The following is a 21,973-nucleotide window of genomic DNA, read 5'->3' as shown; positions in this document are numbered from 1 at the left end:
GATAAAGGAATGGCAGAAAGATCAGATACCCTGACTTCGCTTAAAAAAATAGTGCTAATAGGTTTTCCCTATACAAACAAAATTGATACTGGAAGGGGCATAGACCGTTACCTTGCAACAATTTACAAATCTTTTTCTAGTCATGGTATAGGTCTTAGAATAATAGAAGAGGGCGTAGTTAAGCCTCGACCAGTATGCTTCATAAAAGCCTTTTTAAAGGCATTTATTGAATTACGGAAGTCTAATGGGAACGCCTTTCATGCAGTGGATCCTTTGGGATCGATTGTAGCTGCCTTAGCTCTTAAAAAGAATATTATCACAACAATTCATGACACTATTCCGCTTGATGGCAAGGTGGTAATGTTTAATCCTTTTGTTTTTTTCTTTGCAAAATTGTCAATGCTAGTTAGCCTGAATATCAGCAAGGAAATTATTGTTCCGTTCGAATCAACTAGAGATGCTCTTATAGATAATTTCCACGTTGCTGCTAACAAGATAACTGTTATTCATTACGCCCTTGATCTTAACCTGGATCAATTGGTTGACTCGAATGTCTGTCAAGATGTAGGAGATGATAATATGAAGATTCTTTTCATGGGTGGGAGTTCACCCAACGATAGGGGTATGGATATAGTTTTAAGATCATATATGGAATTTGTCAGAGATCTACCACGTGCTACTCTAACGATCGTAGCTAAAAGTGGAACTATCTCCGATGAGAACCAAAAACTATTAAACGGAACAAAATCTTGCCGAATAGAAACTATTGAGTTAGTACCAGAGCCTGAGTTGATGTCGTTCTTAAAAGAATTTTGCGTTTTCATCTATCCGTCAAGATTAGGCTTCAGTTTTTTAGTTATGCAAGCAATTGCGTCTGGAGTTCCTGTCATTACTTCAAATTCACGGGATACGAAGGACTTCCTGGGAGATGCAGGTATCCTGTGCGACAATGATGAAGTAAGTTGTTATGTTCAGGCGCTAGTTAGATTGACAGATAAGGACTTCAGAGCAAACATCATCAAAAATCAATATGAAAGACTTCGAATGTTTACGTTAAATAAATTCTACGATGAAATGAATGAATTTTACATGAGAGTGCTACGCGATGCCTAACACTAATGACATTATAAAGCGAATTTTTATTAGTGTTATAGTAACTGCACACGATAGAAAAAGCTATCTCAGAATGGCCGTGGATTCAGTACGAAATCAGACGTTAGATAAGGAGTTTTTTGAAATTATTGTCCTCAAGAATTTTGAAGACGATTATATAGATAGCATTCATGAAGAAAACTTTGTAGTAGTAAATATGGAAGGGACAATTGGGGAGTATTTGTCTACCGGAATAAAAAAATCCAAAGGTGACATAATTTGCTTTCTGGATGACGATGATGAATTTTATCCGAACAAGTTACAGAAAGTGAGTGACGTGTTCAACGCACATCCTAATCTAGGATATTATCACAATGGTTTCAAGATCATAGATGGAAAAGGAAAACCATTAAAGAAGCACTTTGGTTATAAACAACCAAAACAGGACATAAGTGTATATGAACAGGAGGACAAAGAGAAATATTTGTTCAAACTGGGCAGGTTTCAAGGAACATTCAATTTAAGCTGCGTCTCCGTTAGGCGATCTATTCTTCCCCCAGACTCAACCCTTTTGAAAAGTCTACCTGCAACCACAGACGGCGCTATTTATATAATCGCTCTAAAGTCGAACATGGGCTTACTTATTACTAAAGAAATTTTTAACAGATACAGGATACATGGAGATCAGTCAATCACATTAAACTATAATCAATGGTCAGCAGTAAATAAGAAAATGCTTGAAGCTTCAGCTTTGTTTTGCTACTTTTTGAAGGAAACAAAGTTCGAAAAATACGGTGAATGGAGTAACTTCTACTGGTCAATGAGGTACAGAATTTCAGAAGGTTGGCCGGGTATAAGATGGGGTGATGTACTAAATTCTTTCCGGTATTATGTGTTGACTGGTCAAGTATCTTCCTTGTCTCTAATGATTATCTTGATAGTATTGAAAATTTTTAGAGTTTCGCTGATCGACATAAAATACAGATAATATTTATACTCTCTAAAGGCAGTCAATCGTTATGTTGGAAAAATTTTACTCTAATAAAAAGAAAGATAAGATACGATGCCACGGATGCAACTTGAATTATACTACCATAAACCCACATTTGATAACTAGTGAAATATACAAAGTTGGTTTTTGCAGAGACAGAAATGATAACCTGATTAACTCCACCAAGAGAACTAAGCAATATGCCGTTTGATCTTTCGTCGCTGTAATATGGGTAATTTATGTTAAAAATCTTGTTCGCTCCGCCTAGTAATTTATACCCCCATTCTGTTGGTTCTAGGGTTGCATTTGAATCTTGAATTGCGACGTTTGATAGTGCAAAAGCTGAGAAATTAAAAATTGTTAACTTGCCTTCCGAAATTAGATTATTGATGTAGTTACGGTTATCAGAAAGTTGTGTACCATTCGTTAGATAGATACTTCCTATAGCATTGATCCAGTTATCTTCCAAACCAGAAGAATTAATTCGCAACATTTGATTTTTATTGAATGAATAGTTTATCTTTACGAGCTTAAACTCACTATTTCCGGGAAGAAATGTATCTACAGTCTGTATAAGTTTTCCATCGGTGAAAAACGAAACATTTCGCGAGTCCCCAGAAAACCATAACTGAATCCACGCCTCGTTATGGTTTTTCGATCCTGGGATAGGGATAGATACCGTAGAATTTGAACTAGTAAAAATAAAATTCTGAGGCGCTGTAGGGATCTGAGAAATCTCTGGAACATAGTAGTTTGGGCCGTAAGCCCAATTTGTTAAAGGGTACCTAGGATTAGATGATCCGGAATCGCTGTTGTTAATGTAGTCAAATGTATCCACCTTTGTGAAATTTGTAGTGACGAGCCCTAGGGTATTCAAATCTGTCAGGTTCGGAAGAACAACATAATTAGAGTGGTTCAAAATGATCTTCCAGTCTCTTACATTAATATCACTCGACATAAATATACTCTTACCCAACAAATTTACTCCTTCATTTGCAAGTTTTGTCAACGAGTAGTAATTGCCGATGATAATTTCGGAAGTATTTGTTGTAAATGCAGTAGGAAGACTATAATCTCCCTTGTAGATAGTATACGATTTATTGTTAGATATCATGCTGATTCCAGTTTGATAATTCATTAACTGGGATGCATTTTGTGATCCGTATTGATCGTTATAATCTTTTACCCCCTTTAGAACAACGAAATACTCTATACCAGCAAGACCCATCAGTTCAGCGATGTGGTTCGTTTCATTACTGTAAAATTCTGAATAAATGAAATCAAAATAGTTTGAAATATTCGTAGGAAGAGACCCGTAACTAGAAATGTATGGTGTCCTAAAAGATTGAGAGTTATAAAGCGGATTATTAAAATGCGGCGACCCATTTACGAGAACTAACTCCTGATTTGGGGGAAAAAAGGCCACTCCTGACATTGTCCCGGTTGTAAGTTTGTCTATTTCAGTAGTCAGACCATAATAGGGCTGTGGCACGTTTTGACCTCTATTTATTATCCCTAATGAATTGTAATAACCTTGAGAAACCAAAGGAAAAACCAGAATAAATATTAATAAAACGATGAAAGAGATTGCAAGAGTCCTCCTAAGATGTTTTTTTGATGAACCGTCTTTATCGGTGAACCACTTAACTTTATTGAATATATTTTTTCTAGGAATCGAAATGTAATTCAAGATGTCCACTAATATTAAAGAATATAGCGGAACTATGACGATCCAGTCCCAGTAATAAGATGCATTAAGGAGTTGGTAACCGGGGATGTTAAGATAGAGAAAGTTGGGTATAGATGGGACCAAGCTCTTTGGGCCCGAGCCCAAAAGTCCAGCAATCACTATAATTAAGGAGAATACTATTAAAGTTCTTCTCCTAACAATGAACCCCCATACGAGGGCAAACAGCAGGACACTATACAGAATCACATTCCATGCTGATAATGCAGACACAGATATTGTCGCCACGGAGAATTCAGCAACGTTCGAGGAAAATCCCCAAGGCTCAAGAAATAAAGTAGGGAAGAAACCGTTAGAAAATAGCTTGACATTACCGTTAAAAGACTGAGCATAAGGGGATGAAGGGCCTAAGTTGATGAACGACCCAAACTCTGCTGGTAATATGAAAGGTAGAAAAACGAGAATCATAAGAATAAAAGAGAACAAAAGGGGAATTATCAAATTAGAAGCCAGATTTTTTAACTTTTTTAGCTCAAAGCGCAAATCCTTGGAGAAAATAACGAAAAAGATGATCCATAGAGCAACCCCCAAATATGTTATCTGTTCGGTACCAATAGTAAGAAACATGAAAACGATTGAAATCAATAAATAAATATTCGGGAAATTATCTTTTCTCCTTCCGACTATTACAAAATAAAGAGCAAGAAGCAGAAACCCCAGTGAGAACATTAAAATAAAGTCTCCACCGGTGAGGATCAATATATACGCCGGGTTAAATAAGAAAAAGATTGTGCTCCCTAATCTTACTAGAAAATTATCTGAAAATGCTCTAGTTAGAATGAAGAAGCTGAACGCAAGAAAAAAAATAGAAATAACTATATATGCCCTAATAGCAACCTGTAATGGCATAAGCAGCCATAGAAATATGCCTAAGTAATTTCCGAAGATGTGATTGATGATAGTAGTGCTCGGAAATGCATTGGGCAAACCATCACCTGAAAATGGATTCCAGAAAACATGCACTATTGAACTACCCAAAATAAATTGTTTAAGACTAAGTGGAAATATAAAAAAATTTCCCCATTCAATAAAAGAAGAAGAAAAGAAGAAAAGTTTGAAATAGAATAAAATGACCGTTGACAAGATTACGATCGCAAATAAGAAAAATTCTTTCCTTCTTGAGGCCAATTTAATCATTGCTGTATGATTTTCCCATTATAAATACTTTTACCACTATTTTCTAATCCTAACACCTCGATATTTTAATGCTCAATACAGAGTGATTTGTTTCAAGTATATCTTGACAAATACTAAGTTGTATATAGGAAACCCCCCATCAAAATATTTGACCTTCCCAAAATCATGTATATAAGGAATCACTGCCAAAGCTCTGTCAGCCAAAATTAAAATAATATCATAGAAATGCCTACATCGAGAAAATCTAATGGAAAAAACATTAAAGAAGTTCGTATTTTGTAGCCCTGTCACTCCGATTTATGAAATGCACAGCCATAGGCCGTATTTTGAATTCCCAAAGGCAGCCTCTCACTTCGGTTTTGGGCCTTACCTCATAATCGGCAAAAATCATTTTAAATACAACGGACCCGTAAATGTCATTGAAACTGGGGATGATTCGAACAGGCATCTTAATGTAGTTAGGACTCTTCCATTTTTATTGAAATTCATTATGAGAGAAAAGCCGAGTGTCTTTGTTTTTTTTCATATGAATTTGGTACTGCCATTCATAGTGAGTGCAACAAAAATATTTGGCCTGGGAAAAAAAGTGAAATTTTTATTGAAGATGGACTGGGATGGTAGTGCATTCAGCCAGTTAGGAAAATTTATGCCTCTAAGGAACCTTTTCTTGGCTTTTGAATCTTTCTTTGTTGACCGAATAATAATAGAAAATAAATGCGGCTACGATTCACTGTCTTCTATTCCGTTAATAAATAAGAAAAAGATTATACTTCTCCCAAACGGCTATCCTGAAGACTTTATTCAACAAGCAGACTATTCAAATTTCAAAAGACACCCCATCATTCTTACTGTTTCGAGGATTTCCCCGGAAAAAGGCCTTGACATATTAATTATTGCATTTGCCGCCCTTTCATTTGAATTTCCTGAATGGAAATTACATATTGTAGGTCCGATAGAAGATGTTGTCTATTATAATAAATGCGTTTCACTAGTTGAGGATTTGAATATACAATCTAGAATAGTATTTACCGGACCACTTTATAGCGATTCCCTAAAATGGGAGTACTATCATTCTTCAATTTTCTGCCTCCCATCCTTCGAAGAAAGTTTTGCTATAGTCCGCCTCGAGGCTATTGCCGCCGGTCTTCCACTCGTTACGTCGGAAGCGGGTTGTGGACGGGAATACAAGCATTTTGGATCGATGATATTCAAGATAGGGGACATTGCAGAATTAAAGGAACATCTTAAAAGATTAATGGCAAACGAAAGACTTAGGGAAGAAATTTCAGCCAAGCAACAAGGATCTATAATTTCATATGATATTATTATAGAAAAGTTGTTGCGTTCTTTGGCTTTACTCAACTAATAAAGGGTTGAATGGCAGTAAATGTGAAGCACTCTAATTAATTCTATATCACCTGAACTCCCGGATTCTTACCACAATTAATTTATGATTCATCTGTAATTTATTGGTTGATCAATAAAAGCTAAGCTTATTGATAATAGTGGTATTTCCCACCATTACATCAAGGAATCAGACAATAGAGAAGGTTGTGAAAGGTAAGACATACGTTTATGAGAGGATACCATACTACAATCCAAAGATACGGAATACCAGCTACCTGTAATCGCCCATTCAAATTTACCCATTTTCGGCCATTGAAAAGTATCCAGAAAAGGCCATTGAATATTTACCACCCCGTGCATTTTCATGCTGGAGATGGTAAATGCGCTTACAGCGGAGGATTGGCATATGTTTAAAGCCAAGAAGGAACAGGGAATGAACATAAGTGAGATAGCAAGGAGAACGGGAGTGAGCAGGAAAACCGTGAGAAAGTATATTGCAATGGAGAAGCCGGCGAAGTACAGCAGAGAGGGGAGACAGTCTGTCATTGCCCCTTACACTGATTATGTAAGGGGGAGGATTGACAAATATAACCTCTCTGCTGTGAGGATATATGATGAGATCGGAGAAAAAGGTTATCTCGGATCATACACAACTGTCAAGAGGCTATGTAGGGAACTGCGCAAAGATCGTAGGGTTCAGGCAGTATACCGCTATGAGACTAAACCTGGAAAACAATCCCAGGTTGACTTCGGCGAATTTGGTTACATAGACATGGACGGAAAAAGGAGGAAACTCTACGCTTTCTCCATGATCCTGGGATATTCCCGGATGCGATATGCAGAATTCACAACAGACATATCCACTGAAAACGTGATCAAAATGCATCTGAACGCGTTCTCCTTCTTTGGCGGGTTCACCGATACGATACTGTATGACAATCTGAAGCAGATCGTCATCGATCGTAAGATAAAGGCATCAGAATCGAGATTCAACGAGAAATTCATGGATTTCGCTGAATATTATGGCATAGCGATCCGATTGTGCTATCCCTACAGACCGGAGACAAAGGGGAAGATCGAGAGCACAATAAAGTATCTCAGATACAACTTCTGGACAGGCAGGACATTTGATTCTCTCTCAGATATCAATGTTCAATGCCAGGAATGGCTTAAAAAGGTAAATTCGCAGATACATGGAACAACGCATGAGACACCCTTAGAGAGGCTGAAAGATGAGAAACTCAACCCACTTTCATCAGTACCGGCATACATGACAAGGAAGGAAGAATCCAGAAAGATATCCAGGGACTGCTATGTCTCGTATAAAGGGAACAGGTATTCTGTTCCCTGGAAATATGCCGGAAGGGAGTGCATGGTAATTGAAGAATCATCAGCGTTGAAGATAGAGGTCGATGCCAGCATCGTTGCTGATCATTCAATTCTATCAGGAACAGGAAGGATATCAAGGAAGAAGGAGCACTTCGAAGGCCTTTTAAAGGCGATAAGAGAGGAGAATTCTGCAGTATACAGGCAGATTGTGGAAACCCGTGACTTAAAGAAATACGAGGATGTGGTATGATGGATTCATATGAGAGAGTGCATGAATACCTTTCAAGACTCGGCATGACCACAATGGAAAACATCATTGATTCATACCTTGAGGCATCCCATGACAAGTCCGTAATGGACATACTGGATCACCTTCTTTCCGAAGAGCTCAAGCACAAACTTTCAAAGAAAACGGAAAACATGTTGAACTGGTCAGGTTTTCCATTCAGGAAGACAATGGACGATTTTGATTTTTCATTCCAGCCATCCATAGACAGATCGGTGATAGATGATCTCATGACGATGCGGTATATACACAACACTGAGAATGTTGTCTTCCTCGGTCCTCCGGGAATGGGAAAGACCCACCTGTCGGTCGCACTGGGAATGAGGGCAATCATGTCAGATATCCCAGTGTACTATGTGTCCGCCATGAAACTCGTTCAGACGCTGAAGCGTGACTATGATCTCAAGAGGCTTGAATACAGAATAAAGACATATTCAAGGTTCCGGCTCATGATAGTGGACGAGATCGGTTACCTCCCGCTTACAAGGGAGGAATCGAACCTGTTCTTCCAGTTTGTGTCGTCCAGATATGAGAAGAGATCGACAATATACACATCGAACAAGTCTTTCTCAGAATGGGGTGAGATACTTGGGGACCAGGCGATGGCAGCAGCTGTCATTGACAGGATACTGCACCATTGTACCGTGGTGAACATAAGGGGGGATTCATACAGGCTTAAGGACAGGAGAAGGAATGCATTACCAACAGAAAAGAGGAGAAGAGAAGAATGAATGAAAAGTTATATAGGGTGGATCAATTTTACACCGGCGATTTTGCACAAATCTTGATCGGCGTTTACAGAATCTGAGATAATCCGGTTATCGTCAGAGCGTACAACCTACGGTTACAGGAGAATATGGGCACTCATGAGGAATTCCGAGATCATGTGAACATAAAGACTGTCCGGAGGATCATGAGGAGAAACAGCCTTGCACTGCCTTATGCAAAGCATAAGGACCGTACCAGAAGAAAGGATCTCACTAAGCCTGATAACACTGACAGGTTATGGGAGACAGACATCCATTATGTTGGTACTGCAAGGGACGGAATGCACTATCTCATGAGCATAAAGGACTGCTTCAGCAAGAAATGGACTTCCTATGAGTTCTCAAAAAGATGCACAGCAAGGGACTGCATCAGGGCAGTTGAGAAGGCTTATGCCATCAGGTTCCCTGATGGAAATCATAATGATCTCATTCTCAGAACGGATAACGGTCCGTAGTATATCTCCAGGGAGATCAGAAGGAAGTTCCTGGGCGATCCAGCATTCAGGGAAAGATTCCAGAGGAAAGAAGTCGAGGTGATACTGGAATGAAAATTGAGGAAAAGTGTTCCAAATCTTTCTGGAGCATATCAAATACAGTATTACATGGGAAATCCTGAGGAGTTGCTCAGGATAAGGGAATCAAAGATCGAAAAGGCAAGAATATTAAGGAGGGAAAGAAATATGACAGAACGAAAGGGAGGTGAAACGGCAGGAACCGTATCATAATTCTTTTCGTAAATTGTCCAGAAATGTAAGAAACAGTGCAGAGGGATCGCCTCATGTCTGTGAAATCCCTGGATCTACAGACCTCTCATGCATACCATTTCAAGATCGCACTCCAGAAGCTATGGCATCTTAACATTGGGATTGCAGAGGAATATCTGAGGAAATGGATATCATGGGCATACAGGTCAAGGATGCCTGATATCATCAAACTGGGAAAGACCATGAAGAAGTACATTGATGGCATATTGGAATCCATAGGATCGGGAATAAATTCAGCTGTTGTTGAAGGCCTCAACAACAAGATAAGAACAGCATTCAAGCGTTCATATGGTTTCAAGGCACAGGAATACAGAGATATGATCATATATCTGGTGGCAGGAGGATTTAGGTTACCCCCAGAGTGTTAAAGAGATCCATACTGGTTACATTACTATGGAAAAAACGCTATACAAGGTATGTTAGCTAAATTTATAAGCTGCTAGAAATTCATCCCTCATGGTTGGGATATCTACAATAAGGAATGTTTATAGATTTCGTAAGCATTTAAAAAATTGGCCAAATGCAGTTTTTGCTTTTTATGTTAAGAAATTCCCTTTCGAAGCCATTTATAGGGATGGGACGAAATATTATATAAAATATCTAAACCACCTATGGATGGCTTCGTATGGCTTTAAATTTGAATATGGCGACGATGAATCAATAATTTTCCCCTACGAAGGAAGAACTTTAAGGTTCTTGGGGACTAGAAATAACGGTTCAATAGGTGATGTCTTTGTTGAAAAAGAATTAAGCGTGTTAGATGTTAAGGGGCGAGTAGTAATTGATATAGGCGCAAACATAGGAGATTCGACTGTTTACTTTGTTATTATGGGTGCTGAAAAAGTAATTGCCATAGAACCTTTTCCCTTTACATTTGATCTCCTTAAGAAGAATATAACCATAAATGGAGTTCAAGATAAAGTCAAAATCTTGAACTTTGCCATGGGAGGAAAAACTGAGATAATTAAGATTTCTCCTGCTGCAAAAAACACAGTGGGTCTTAGAGCAACAGAGTTTCCTGGAGGGACACCCATTAAAGTTATCACGTTTGAAACTTTAACAAAAGATTACAACATAAATAATGCCGTTTTGAAATGTGATTGTGAGGGTTGTGAATATGATCTAATAAATAATATGAGTAACAACGACTTTGACAAAGTTGATGAAGTCTTAATTGAATACCATAATGGGCTAAATTCCTTAGACGAAATACTTGAAAAGAATGGCTATGTTACTAAAATTGTGAGAAAAGGAAAAAATATGGGTCTTTTAATAGGAAAGAAAAAATGAGCCTTTCATTACTGTATAACTATTGTTATACAACTGTGGACTATCTTTTATTACCACCATCTACCGGTGGAATCTATTTCATAAATTTTTGTAATAAGTATTTGCAAATTTTTTGCTTATTATTCCAGAATCAAGATCCTCCAAAACCTTTGTTTTACTCCTCTGAGCAGGTGAACCGTATCCGCCTCCACCTGCAGTCCTAATCTCGAATATTTCATTTTCCTTCAGATAGTAAGTTCCCTTTGTATGACCTTTTCTTGATTTTCCGTTACTGTATATCCGAACTTCTGTACTCTCGCCAGGAAATCCGCCTTGAAGGCCCCATGGTTTGTGCCGTTCCCTCTCCGAAAGCACTGTTACGGTGACTAGCCCTTCTCGTATTCCAAAAGAACGTATGATGCCTGAGCCACCCCTATATCTCCCTGGTCCGCTACTGTTCTCCCTGAACTCATATCTCTTCATGACTATGGGCATGTTCCTCTCTATCTCTTCAATAGGAGTATTCATAGTATTGGTCATGTTTGAGTGTATTCCGTCAACTCCATCTTTACCCAACTTTCCGCCTAAACCGACGCCTATCGTCTCGTAGAACGCCCACGACTTGGATCTATAAAAGCCCCCCATCATTATGTTATTCATAGAGCCCCCTGAAGCTGCGGGAATCTCCGCCGGATCGGCTTTGCTCAAAGCTAGATAAAGCAAGTCTGCATTTCTCTGGCTTGTTTCTACGTTGCCTCCAGAAACTGGGGCTGGAAAAGTTGGGTTTAAGATTGTACCTGATGGAACTTTAATGCTAAACATCCTAAATGTACCGTCATTCACAGGAACATCTTCGCCCATGATGCTTCTAAAGACAAAGAATACCCCAGATATGGTTACACCAAGAACCGCATTCAGAGGTACTTCTACCTGAGCATCTGTGCCATCGTAATTTACTTCTATCTGATTATCCCCAACACTTACCGTAACTGAAAGCCTGAGATCTCTTCCATCCGGAGCTTCAAGATAGTCTACAGCGCTGTATTTACCATTTTTCAGTTTTCTCAGCTTAGATTTTGCTAAAGCTTCAGCATAATTGAGATAGTAATCTATAGATTCTGTAAAATTGCTGATGCCGTATTTGCGTATTACCTCAATAACTCTCCGTTCACCGGTATAATTAGCAGCCACCTGAGCCTTAAGATCTCCAATCCTCTCGTAAGGATTTCTTGAATTTGAAGAAAACATGGATAGTATACCGTCATCAAATTCCTCTCCTCTTATGAGCATCACAGGATTAATTATGAACCCCTCTTCGAATATTGACTTACCATCAAAGTTTATGCTTCCAGGTACCTTGCCTCCAATATCCGAATGATGTGCTTTATTCGCCGCAAATGCAACAAGTTTTTCATCAAAAAAGATGGGTCTGATCAGAGTAACATCATTCAGATGGGTCCCTGAAATGTACGGGTTGTTAACAAGGATCATATCTCCATTTTTTATCTCGATGTTCTCCCTTGCTATGTATTCCAAAGTGTTTTTCAAACCCCAGGGCAGAGAACCTAGATGAACAGGGATGTGTTCTGCCTGTGCCAATAGATGGCCTCTATCATCGAATATCGCTGCAGAATGATCCATTCTTTCTTTAATATTGGGAGAATATGCCGAATTCCTCAGAGCTATTCCCATTTCCTCACTAGCGTAATAGAGGGTGTTGCTTATAACCTGAAAAGTAAAGAGGTTCTTCACTTCCTCACCATCCTTAAATTAAGGTACTCATCGGTAGACCATCTCCATCCGGGATTCACAACAGCAGTAGAATCATATCCTTCAATTATTGCAGGACCCTTATCCGAATAATAAGGCTGAATAGTATTCCACGTGTATACTGGTGTGTCAATAAAAGTGCCATTAAACCAGACCTTCCTCACATTGTTTTGCGGTTTGGTATTTGCGGCTTCATGTTTTACAATACGGATCTTTGGCATCTGCACCTTACCTGACACTCTAGCGTTAACTATCTCTATCGGATCATCAGATGAATATCCGTATCTTCTCTTATATTCAAGCTTAAATTCTTCAGCGTCTTTGCTACCATGTTCGATAGTAATTTCATATGATTGACCAGTATACCTCATGTCTACGTATTTAAATATATCTATCGAGTTAAATCCTTCATTTTCCAATTGCCTTCTGACCTCACTTTCTATTTTCCTGAATTTTTCATCTAGATCCTCTTGACCGGTCACCGGAACAGTGTAGTTCCTAAGCATGTCTACTGAAAGAAGACCATATGCAGAAAAGAGACCTGCGTGCTCAGGAACAAAGATTTCCCTTATTTCAAGTTCCTCGGCCAGATCGCATGCATGCAATGGACCCGCACCGCCAAAGGAATAAAGAGTGAAATCTCTTGGATCTCTTCCCCTTTCAACACTGACAATCGATATGGCCTTTGCCATAGAGTTATTTATCAACTTAATTATTCCACCGGCCGCTTCTACTGTACTCATGTTCAAAATATCAGCTATTTTGGTCTTGAGAATTTCCTTGGCCAAATCAGAATATATCTTCATCTTTCCGCCAAGCAGGAAATCCGGGTTTAGTCTTCCAAGTATTACGTTAGCGTCTGTTATCGTTGGGTTTTCACCACCGAGACCGTATGCAGCAGGACCTGGAACAGAACCTGCACTGAGAGGGCCTACCCTTAATGAATTGCCTTCATCCACCCATGCAATGGTACCGCCACCTGCACTAACTTCGGCTAGATCAACAAAAGGAAATCTAACAACATAACCGCTTCCCTTTATCGATCTTCCACTGTGGGTCTTGCCTGCCGCCTCGAATTCGTATGATATGTCGGGGTTCCCGTCTATGACTACCCCCGCCTTAGCTGTGGTTCCTCCCATGTCAAAAGTAATTACGTTATTGTCCCCCAATAGCCTGCTGTAGTAGGCAGATGCTAGAACACCAGCTGATGGTCCGGATTCGATTACGGATATCGGAACTCTCTCTGCATAAGATAGCGTGTTAAGACCGCCATTGGAGCCCATCATATAGACAGGGGCCAGAACGCCATTCCGTTCAAGATTGTTTCGAAGCCTACCAAGATATCCGGAAACAAGTTTGGAGAGAACTGTGTTTACCACAGTTGTGCTAGTCCTTTCATACTCCCTGTACTGCATATCTATTTCATGTGATGCAAATACGTAACCCTTGAAACCCTCAAAATGCTTCTTGACTTTCTTTTCCTGGCTATCGTTGACATATGAATTTAAGAGTGAAATAGCCACACCCTCTATACCCAAACCTTCTATCTTTTTCCTGAGGGCATCAATTTCATCCTCTTCAATTGGTTCTTTTTCGGTGCCATCGGACAAAACTCTTCCGTGAATAGTGAAGCGGTACTTCCTAGGTATCAATGGTACTGGTCTTTCAAAATTTAAGTTGTATATCTCAGATCTCCGTTGACGACCTATCTCAAGGACATCTTTGAATCCTTCGTTGGTTATTAGGGCTGACTTGGCTAGACCTGTTCTTGTCAAAAGTGAATTCGTGGCGACGGTACTTGCATGATTTATCATCTTTATTGAGTGTTTGTCAATGTTCATTGAATTTATGGCGTTAATAACAGCCATTTCCGGTTCCTCAGGGGTACTTGGTACCTTTATTATATTTAAATTCAGGTTATCCGGATCAAATATTACTACATCTGTAAAGGTTCCACCTATGTCTATTCCAAGGTAGTAATTTGGCATATGTTTTATAGATCGTGACAACATATTTAGATTTGTTCTAATGCGTGAGATTCTAACATGAACTCTTAAATTGCTGCTGGCATCCCCTACTAAGATCCACAACCCTAGCACCACTTCTTTCAATTTTAATTATAGCGCTACTGATAAAAGAGCTACTTTTAAGGGTAAGCTACTATTTGGCGCTATTTATAATTATTTCCAAGCTTAAACAAATAATTAGGCTCAACCATATTTCGCGTGTCTTTTTTAAATATTTCCTTCTTAAAATTATCAATAAAATTATGTATAGGGAAATATTCTTATATACAAGCTAGATTCCTTTAGCATGGTTGAAACAGCAACCAAGCGTATTAACACGAGACGTGAGATTATTACCGCTTCAATGGTTGGAACGATACTTGAATGGTATGGAATTTTTATATTTTCAAGCGGCGCAATCTATATTGCTGCTACTTTTTATCCTTCCGTAACTAGAACTGAAGCTTTGTTGCTAACGCTTTTAACGTTTGCGCTGGGGTTCATTACCAGACCTGTTGGCGCATTTGTATTTGGACACTTTGGAGATAGGCTTGGAAGAAGAAATGTACTTTTGGTCACACTGCTTATTTCCGGGATATCTACGGGGATCACAGGACTCTTACCTGGTTATGTTAGCATCGGTATTTGGGCAATAATACTCCTCGTAATCCTTAGATTAATTCTCGGTTTTGGACTTGGTGGTGAATGGGGTGGTGCAATGTTGCTCACTCTAGAAAATTTCAAGGGAAGAAGAGGATTTTGGTCATCATTCGTTCAATCTACTGTTGGAATTGGTTTATTGATAGGGACAGCAATTTTCTTGCTGCTGGAGTTGATACTCCCTACTAAGGCCATGTATTCGTATGGCTGGCGAATACCGTTTATTCTAAGCTTTGTAATCCTTGCAATAGGGTTCCTAATCAGGTACAGACTAACAGAAACCCCAATATTTGAAGCGGCAAAAGCTGAGAAAAAGATATTGGGCTTACCGGCTAAGCAGCTTTTTAAGCGCAACTGGAGAGAGGTGCTTAGCGGAACCCTTCTGGCAGGTTCAAGCGGGAACTTCTTCTATTTTGCTATATCACTGCTTCCGGCAGTTTTTGAAGTTAAAGGGATTGTGAGCGTTACTGTTGGCCTGATAGCAGTTTCTATCTTTGCAATAATGGATATAATATTTGTATTCATTGGTGGTGTGCTATCCGATAAACACGGAAGACGTGTTCTACTAATTGTTGCGAATGCAATAGCTCTTATCATCTTATATCCTTCAATATACATTTATAATCCGTACTTGTTTACAATGTTTCTTGCTATTTTTGGAGTTGCACACGGGCTGAGTTATTCTCCATTAGCTGCTTTTATATCTGAGGTTTTTCCAACAAATGTGAGGTATTCTGGCAATTCATTCAGTTATCAATTTGGTAACGCCTTTATCGGCGGTCCCGCCCCATATGCCTCAGACGCATTGGGAATAATTGCTTATCCATTGTATCCTGTATTCACCATAGTATTCATTGTAACTGCATTTGTTACCATAGCGAAGATAAAGGAAACAAAAGATCGTGATATGAACGTGGCTAGTGATCCTGGCACATAATGCAGACTATTTGTGTCTGTATCAATAGAAATAAAATTTCAATTATAAACTTAAGGGATCAAGGGTCTTCGTCTTAGAACAAAGTGTAAAGTGCACAGATAGCAGAATTTGAAAGGTCCTGGGATCTTCGATATATTACAGCTTAAAGAAAGGCGATTAGCCGTTATTCTGTTAACTGCTCTTTTGTTTAGGATCATCGCCGTCCATTTGGAGTGGTGCATTTCCTATTTTTAAGGAATATGTAAATTTTTCACTGTTCAGTTCCATTTTCGTCACCTTTGTATTTTATGACATTGACATTGAAGCTAATATTAAAAGTATAATACTCTTTTTTGTTCGCGGATCTAGTAATGGATTATTTCTTTCATCGAGAGGCATGATAATTGAAGTTATAATGGGGATTATCCTGATAACGTCTTTATTCTCAAGTTCACAGATTAATGGTTCTTCATTGTTCATTCTGAAATTGATTTCTTTTCCGTTTACGGTTTTTTCCTTTTCCAAAGGATTCTCTACTTTTACTATGCGGTTTTTCACGTTCAAGAAATTGAAATTGTAATGATAAGCCTTTAAAATTAAAATAGTGTTTTACAAGTGAGCTAGCTTTCTGGACATCAACGATCATCTACCTAAAGTTTCTTAAGAATTGTTTAAAGGTTCTTTTGCTTATCTCCACATTATTAACCATAACGGGAATGAAGTGTTAAGTGAATTGAGATGAATCTTGAACTTCACTCCTCACGGCTTGTGAGAGAATAGAAATAAGAATGTACTCAACATGTCTCTATTGATTCTTGTTTCAGGGTAACATCTCAAGAGGCATTCTTGTTATTACAAATAACATATCGTCTGGTTAATTTCGCTACACTGCTCAGGTTTTATAGCACCTATGAGATAGTATAAAGAAAAAAACTAGCATTTCGGAAATACGATCAACATCCGCAAAGTTGAACGTATATTTATTGAAAAAAAGCTCCCTGAAAATTTTCAATTAGGTTGATAATTCTTATTGGCATAAACTTCCTTCAGGGCAGCCTTGTTAATCTTTCCACTACCCGTCTTCGGAAGTTCATTGACTACGAAGACACGTTTTGGCCATTTGTATGACGCCAGGGAAGTACTTTCTTCACAGAATTTTATTACATCATCAGGGGACAGTTCATCATTTTTTGGCACAACGATTGCAGTTACTGCTTCGATCCATCTCTCATGCGGAGTCCCTATAACCGCGACTTCTTTCACACCCGGATGCGATGCAATTAGGCTTTCAACTTCCTGTGGATATACGTTTTCTCCTCCAGAAATAATCATTTCATCGATTCTTCCAAGATAATACATTAAATTGCTATCGTCAATTCTTACTATGTCTTTCGTATTGAACCAACCATCTATGAAACGCTCCTGATCCAGTTCAGCCCTATTAAGGTAACCCGTGGTTATCGTATCCCCTTGCAGTAACAAGACACCTTCCTTGCTATCTATTAGTGTACTATTCTTACCAAGACTTTCCGGCTTCACCACTCTGTATTTCGCTACTTGTCTCATAATGTACCCCATTGATCCTAGTTTCCATGTTTGCCCTTCATCATAAGAGATAACAAGGCCTGTGGCCTCCGTAAGACCATATATTTCTCTTAGAGGGATCTTAAAGAATTTCTCAAAATACGAAATAACGGGACTAGGAGTAGGAGAGCCTCCAAAGAAAATGAATCTGTAGCTGAATTCATCCCTTCGTATATTTTCTCGAGACTTTATTGCATTAACAGTGTCCACTACCATTGTAGAGACTAGCCCAGACCATGTGGCTTTTCTATTTATGGATAGATCTAGCCAATCAGTTGCGTTCCACTTTGGCAGAAGAATTACTTTTCCTCCTGAAAACATTGCGGGAAAAGTTCCACATTGAAGACCTCCTACATGGAATAATGGTACATTGTTAAGAAGAATATCCGTTTCTTTCAATTTCCAGGCGTCCATTACCATATGGATAGATGCCGAGTTATTTCTATGGCTTTGTCTGACTCCCTTTGGTTTTCCGGTAGTTCCGCTGGTATACATAATCATAGCGTCATCATCATCTAGGGCCCAACTTTCGTCAGATGTTCCTCCTGATTGTTCATTTGCATATATGTGGCTGAAACTGTTGTCTTCATGTTCATTACCTTGGATGACAAGCTTTATTGACTGATTCTGCCCTAGCAAAGGAGCAAGTTTCTCTTTTTCTGGAGCTGAGAGAAAAAGTCCTTTCAGGTGAGCGTCCCTCATCACAAATTCGATATCGTCCGCAGAAAACCTGTTATTTATTGGAACTGCAACGGCACCAATCTTCCAAGCTGCATAGAACGATACGAGGTAATCTACAGACATTGGCAATAATATACCAATCCTGTCATTTCTAGAGAGCCCTATATTGGACAGGTAGAGCGACAGTTTCTCGGCCATTAAGCCGTACTCATTGTAAGTAATCTGTCTTCCAGATTCTTCTACAGCAATATTCTTAGCGTGTTCTAAGACCGATCTGTCTAGGTAGGATGCAAGACTAACCATTTTATCGAAAATAACATGAGATTAAAAAATATTAAGATTTCTATTAGTGAAGCACAAATTCACCAATATAAAGATAATAAATAATATTAAAAAATACCACACATAATTCTGTCCTAGAAAAATTTTTAAAATACGAACACATTGGCATTTTAATGGTTTTATGTTGAACATCTCGGAAGTTCTGGATCGATCTTCGGAAAAATGGCCAAACAAAGATTTTATAAATTTTAACAACAGAGTATTTACATTCGGAAGCTTCCGGGAAGAGGTGTTACGGTGGGTCTTCTATTTAAGGAAGTCTGGCATAAAAGCTGGCGACGTAATCTCTGTCTTTTCAAAGAACCGACCAGAGATGCCCGAGCTATGGATTGCTGCAAATCGCATAGGTGCGATATTTTCTCCCTATAATTTCAATCTGAAAATTGATGAGTTAAAGACACTCGTCAATAATTCTAAGCCCTCAGTAATGTTCACAGATTCGTCTCTAACGGCTGACTTAGGTACAAAGATAGTGAGATTTGATGAGGTGAACCTTTCAGATACTGACGAGTTCCTAATCGAGACAGCACCAGACGATGTTTCAACACTTCTTTATACTTCAGGAACCGAGTCTTCCCCTAAAGGAGTTATGAACACCCATCTGAACTGGTACAGTTCACTGATTAGTTCCATCCATGACCTTGACTGGCAGCATGAAGATGTCTACTTGCTAAGCATTCCATTGTATCATGTAGCTGGTCTGTACACATTCTTGGGATTTATGAATGTGGGTGCGACAATTGTGCTTGAGGCCATTCCGAATCCGACAGAAATAATTTCTCTTATAAATAGATATAATGTCACATATCTCATCTTTCCTCCCACTGTTTTTATCGGATTGTCACAAGTCGTAAAGATGCCGTTTAGCTCTGTGAAGAAATGTATAAGCTTTGGAGCTTTTATAAGCGAATCGCAATTCAATGACGTCTCCAAAATATTTCCGACCGTTCAATGGAGGAATTACTATGGGATGACTGAGACGACGCCGATGGGAACAACCCTTCAACCGAGTTTTTTTGAAGGTAGAAAGGAGTCCATAGGCAAGCCACACATCAACACATCATTGAAACTTGTGAAGGAGGATGGAAACGAAGCAAAGAGTGGAGAGGTAGGGGAAATATGGATGAGGGGACCTACTGTGGCAAAAGGTTATTTTAAAGATGAAAAGAGGACTAAAGCATACTTTGAAGGTGGGTGGTACAAGTCTGGTGATCTTGCAGTAATGGATAAGGATGGTTTCCTTTACTTTGTGGATAGGAAAAAGGATATCATACGCACAGGAGGGGAAAACGTTCCATCAGTGGAAGTGGAAAGGGAACTTCTCAGCTATAAATCCATAGCAGAGGCTGCCGTAGTTGGCATAAAACATCCCTACTGGATTGAGGCTGTTACCGCTTTTGTTACGGCCAAGAAGGATCAGAAAGTCAACGCAGAAGAAGTCATAGAGTATCTTAAACAGAGGATAGCAAATTATAAGGTGCCAAAGAAGATTATTGTTCTTGACTCTTTGCCCCACAGTGCTGGCGGAAAGATACTCAAAAAGGAGCTCAGGGAAGATTTCAGGGATCTCTACTTCAGTAATGAGATGAAAAAATGAAGGAAGGAGAAATTGTCACGGAAGGGAGGACAATAACAGAAACCGATCTAGTTATGTTCTCGTATTTCACGGGAGACTGGACTTACCTTCATACCGACAAAGAAAAAGCGAAGAAGAGCATATTTGGTGAACGCGTGGCCCATGGATACCTTACCCTGTCTGTTGCGCTTGGTCTTATGATTAGGTCAGGAGCAATAAACGCAGATTTGTTCATGGCTCTAAGGTCAATCGAAAGTGTTAGCTTTCTTAAGCCGGTAAAGATCGGAGATACCATAACAGTTTCATACCGGGCAGAAAGGGAAAACTCCGAGTCGAAAATGGATAGGGTACTTGTAAAACTTACTGCGAAAACATTCAACCAGAATAATGAATGTGTGATGGAGTTTATCACAAAGCATTTGGAAAGAAGGAAATAAAACGGAGGAAACAACTCATGAAATCGTACACAGAATTAAAAAATGAAAAGAGAAGGGTGGCAGTTATCGGAACAGGACAGACAAAATTTGAGGCGAGAGTTCCAAACAAGACATATTACGAACTTGCACTAGAAGCCGCCATGATGGCAACCAAGGACGCGGAAATTGCTCCGGGAAGTATCGATTCGGTAGTTTACGGAATATACAATGACCTGTTTGAGAGACAGATAATGCCGGACACATACATACATGACTATCTTGGAATGTACGGAAAACCAGGAATAAGAATAACAACTGGTGGGGCAACCGGAGGCTATGCATTCAGAGCGGGATATTCTGAGGTAGCTTCTGGTCTCTCAGATCTTACAATGGTAATAGGTGTCGAAAAGGCCCAGGACTGTTACGACTGGGCGCAAGGCAAGACAACGCCTGAAGTTATAAAGTCAATCGCATACAGTGCGGATATGACATGGGAATTTCCTCTGGGGACCTCTGCAGCCTCATCATATGCCATACTTGCGTCGGCACATATGAAAAAGTATGGCACAACCGAGGAGCAGGCTGCGTTGGTGAGCGTAAAAAACCACGGAAATGCCATGGATAACCCATTTGCCCAGAGTCCCATGAAGATCACCGTTGATGATGTAATGCAGTCTAGGATGATATCCTTCCCATTCAAAATGCTTGACTGTTCACTTTACACCGAGGGCGCATATGCACTGATTCTTGCTAACGAAGAAAAAGTCAAGGAGCTTGCAGTTAAAGAACCCGTATGGGTAATGGGAATTGGGTCATCCAATGACAAGTCTTTTACAGGATCTAGAACTGTGAACGACCGTATGGGTAAATACGGAGACATAGCTGATCTGAGGAATCACTATGAATCTGCGGCACAAGCTTACAAAATGGCTGGCATTCAGAATCCAAGAAAAGTTATTGACGTCGCGGAGCTTCACGATGCCTTCAGTATGACGGAGATTCAGGCCTACGAGGCCATGGGGTTCTGTGACAGGGGAAAGGGAGGCAAATTCATAGAGGATGGTGTACCAATGAAGGATGGTGATCTTCCGGTATCGCCGTCAGGTGGTCTTCTCGGAGCTGGTCACGCAGTTGGCGCAACCGGGGTAATGCAGATAGGTGAGATCGTAAACCAGCTAAGACAAAGGGCTGGGAAGAGGCAGGTCGAAATAAAAAAAGGCATAGGAGTAGCACATTCAATAGGCGGACCGGGTTCATCATATTGCTCTGTTTCTGTGTTAGGGGTGAAATAAA

At 39.5% G+C, this 21,973-nt stretch carries 19 protein-coding genes; 14 read left to right on the top strand and 5 right to left on the bottom strand.

Features of this window, described 5'->3' with window-relative positions; all coding sequences use genetic code 11:
- The first annotated feature begins 9 nt into the window (after positions 1–9).
- Entirely contained in the window at positions 10–1,113 is a 1,104-nt protein-coding gene (locus tag LVQ96_04510) for a glycosyltransferase family 4 protein (protein MCW6170417.1), read from the top strand.
- Entirely contained in the window at positions 1,106–2,080 is a 975-nt protein-coding gene (locus tag LVQ96_04505; GenBank protein MCW6170416.1) for a glycosyltransferase family 2 protein, read from the top strand. Before LVQ96_04510 ends, LVQ96_04505 begins: the two co-directional genes overlap by 8 nt.
- A 22-nt stretch (positions 2,081–2,102) precedes the next feature.
- Here LVQ96_04505 and LVQ96_04500 read toward each other — a convergent pair whose 3' ends face one another.
- Positions 2,103–4,499: a hypothetical protein gene (locus LVQ96_04500; GenBank protein ID MCW6170415.1), complete on the bottom strand. Its 2,397-nt coding sequence runs from the start codon at positions 4,497–4,499 to the stop codon at positions 2,103–2,105.
- Positions 4,500–4,725: 226 nt separating this feature from the next.
- Between LVQ96_04500 and LVQ96_04495 the strand changes: the two genes are divergently transcribed.
- The 8 genes from LVQ96_04495 to LVQ96_04460 all read left to right on the top strand — a co-directional run bounded on the left by LVQ96_04495 (position 4,726) and on the right by LVQ96_04460 (position 10,750).
- Positions 4,726–4,893 carry a hypothetical protein gene (locus LVQ96_04495; GenBank protein MCW6170414.1) on the top strand — a complete coding sequence of 56 codons (168 nt, stop codon included), beginning with the start codon at positions 4,726–4,728 and terminating at the stop codon, positions 4,891–4,893.
- A 321-nt stretch (positions 4,894–5,214) separates the two neighbouring features.
- Positions 5,215–6,333 (top strand): glycosyltransferase family 4 protein, encoded by a 1,119-nt coding sequence (locus LVQ96_04490; protein ID MCW6170413.1) that lies wholly within the window; start codon positions 5,215–5,217, stop codon positions 6,331–6,333.
- A 387-nt stretch (positions 6,334–6,720) separates the two neighbouring features.
- Positions 6,721–7,893: an IS21 family transposase gene (gene istA / locus LVQ96_04485; GenBank protein ID MCW6170412.1), complete on the top strand. Its 1,173-nt coding sequence runs from the start codon at positions 6,721–6,723 to the stop codon at positions 7,891–7,893.
- Positions 7,890–8,660 carry an IS21-like element helper ATPase IstB gene (gene istB / locus LVQ96_04480; protein ID MCW6170411.1) on the top strand — a complete coding sequence of 257 codons (771 nt, stop codon included), beginning with the start codon at positions 7,890–7,892 and terminating at the stop codon, positions 8,658–8,660. Before istA ends, istB begins: the two co-directional genes overlap by 4 nt.
- Before the next feature lie 125 nt (positions 8,661–8,785).
- A complete protein-coding gene (locus LVQ96_04475; protein ID MCW6170410.1) occupies positions 8,786–9,151 on the top strand; it encodes a hypothetical protein in 366 nt (121 codons plus the stop codon).
- 96 nt (positions 9,152–9,247) lie between these two features.
- Positions 9,248–9,421, top strand: a complete 174-nt coding sequence (locus LVQ96_04470) for a hypothetical protein (GenBank protein ID MCW6170409.1) — start codon at positions 9,248–9,250, stop codon at positions 9,419–9,421.
- A gap of 53 nt (positions 9,422–9,474) precedes the next feature.
- The gene (locus LVQ96_04465) at positions 9,475–9,828 is read left to right on the top strand and encodes a transposase (GenBank protein ID MCW6170408.1); all 354 of its coding nucleotides are present in this window, start codon (positions 9,475–9,477) and stop codon (positions 9,826–9,828) included.
- 88 nt (positions 9,829–9,916) lie between these two features.
- Positions 9,917–10,750: an FkbM family methyltransferase gene (locus LVQ96_04460; protein MCW6170407.1), complete on the top strand. Its 834-nt coding sequence runs from the start codon at positions 9,917–9,919 to the stop codon at positions 10,748–10,750.
- Between the two features lie 78 nt (positions 10,751–10,828).
- Here the strand turns inward: LVQ96_04460 and LVQ96_04455 are convergent, their stop codons facing one another.
- Both LVQ96_04455 and LVQ96_04450 read right to left on the bottom strand, forming a co-directional pair.
- Positions 10,829–12,481, bottom strand: coding sequence for a hydantoinase B/oxoprolinase family protein (locus LVQ96_04455; protein MCW6170406.1), 1,653 nt, complete (start codon positions 12,479–12,481; stop codon positions 10,829–10,831).
- The gene (locus LVQ96_04450; protein ID MCW6170405.1) at positions 12,478–14,487 is read right to left on the bottom strand and encodes a hydantoinase/oxoprolinase family protein; all 2,010 of its coding nucleotides are present in this window, start codon (positions 14,485–14,487) and stop codon (positions 12,478–12,480) included. The genes LVQ96_04455 and LVQ96_04450 overlap by 4 nt, the downstream gene beginning before the upstream one ends.
- A 325-nt stretch (positions 14,488–14,812) precedes the next feature.
- Between LVQ96_04450 and LVQ96_04445 the strand changes: the two genes are divergently transcribed.
- Positions 14,813–16,102 carry an MFS transporter gene (locus LVQ96_04445; protein ID MCW6170404.1) on the top strand — a complete coding sequence of 430 codons (1,290 nt, stop codon included), beginning with the start codon at positions 14,813–14,815 and terminating at the stop codon, positions 16,100–16,102.
- A gap of 285 nt (positions 16,103–16,387) precedes the next feature.
- On the opposite strand, the gene LVQ96_04440 is transcribed toward LVQ96_04445, so the two are convergent.
- Together LVQ96_04440 and LVQ96_04435 are read right to left on the bottom strand one after the other, a co-directional pair.
- Positions 16,388–16,606 (bottom strand): hypothetical protein, encoded by a 219-nt coding sequence (locus LVQ96_04440; protein ID MCW6170403.1) that lies wholly within the window; start codon positions 16,604–16,606, stop codon positions 16,388–16,390.
- A gap of 483 nt (positions 16,607–17,089) precedes the next feature.
- Positions 17,090–18,649 carry an acyl--CoA ligase gene (locus LVQ96_04435; protein MCW6170402.1) on the bottom strand — a complete coding sequence of 520 codons (1,560 nt, stop codon included), beginning with the start codon at positions 18,647–18,649 and terminating at the stop codon, positions 17,090–17,092.
- A gap of 160 nt (positions 18,650–18,809) precedes the next feature.
- Here LVQ96_04435 and LVQ96_04430 point away from each other — a divergent pair, with 160 nt between their 5' ends.
- The 3 genes from LVQ96_04430 to LVQ96_04420 are packed head-to-tail and all read left to right on the top strand — an operon-like array spanning position 18,810 to position 21,972.
- Positions 18,810–20,285: an AMP-binding protein gene (locus LVQ96_04430; protein ID MCW6170401.1), complete on the top strand. Its 1,476-nt coding sequence runs from the start codon at positions 18,810–18,812 to the stop codon at positions 20,283–20,285.
- Entirely contained in the window at positions 20,282–20,701 is a 420-nt protein-coding gene (locus LVQ96_04425) for a hypothetical protein (protein ID MCW6170400.1), read from the top strand. The genes LVQ96_04430 and LVQ96_04425 overlap by 4 nt, the downstream gene beginning before the upstream one ends.
- Before the next feature lie 17 nt (positions 20,702–20,718).
- Positions 20,719–21,972: a thiolase domain-containing protein gene (locus tag LVQ96_04420; GenBank protein ID MCW6170399.1), complete on the top strand. Its 1,254-nt coding sequence runs from the start codon at positions 20,719–20,721 to the stop codon at positions 21,970–21,972.
- Position 21,973 lies beyond the last annotated feature (1 nt).

The sequence above is a fragment of the Thermoplasmatales archaeon genome (assembly GCA_026127925.1).
Lineage (GTDB): Archaea > Thermoplasmatota > Thermoplasmata > Thermoplasmatales > Thermoplasmataceae > JAKAYB01.
Note: the sequence above shows the minus strand (reverse complement) of the source record. Positions and strands in the feature narration are given on the sequence as shown.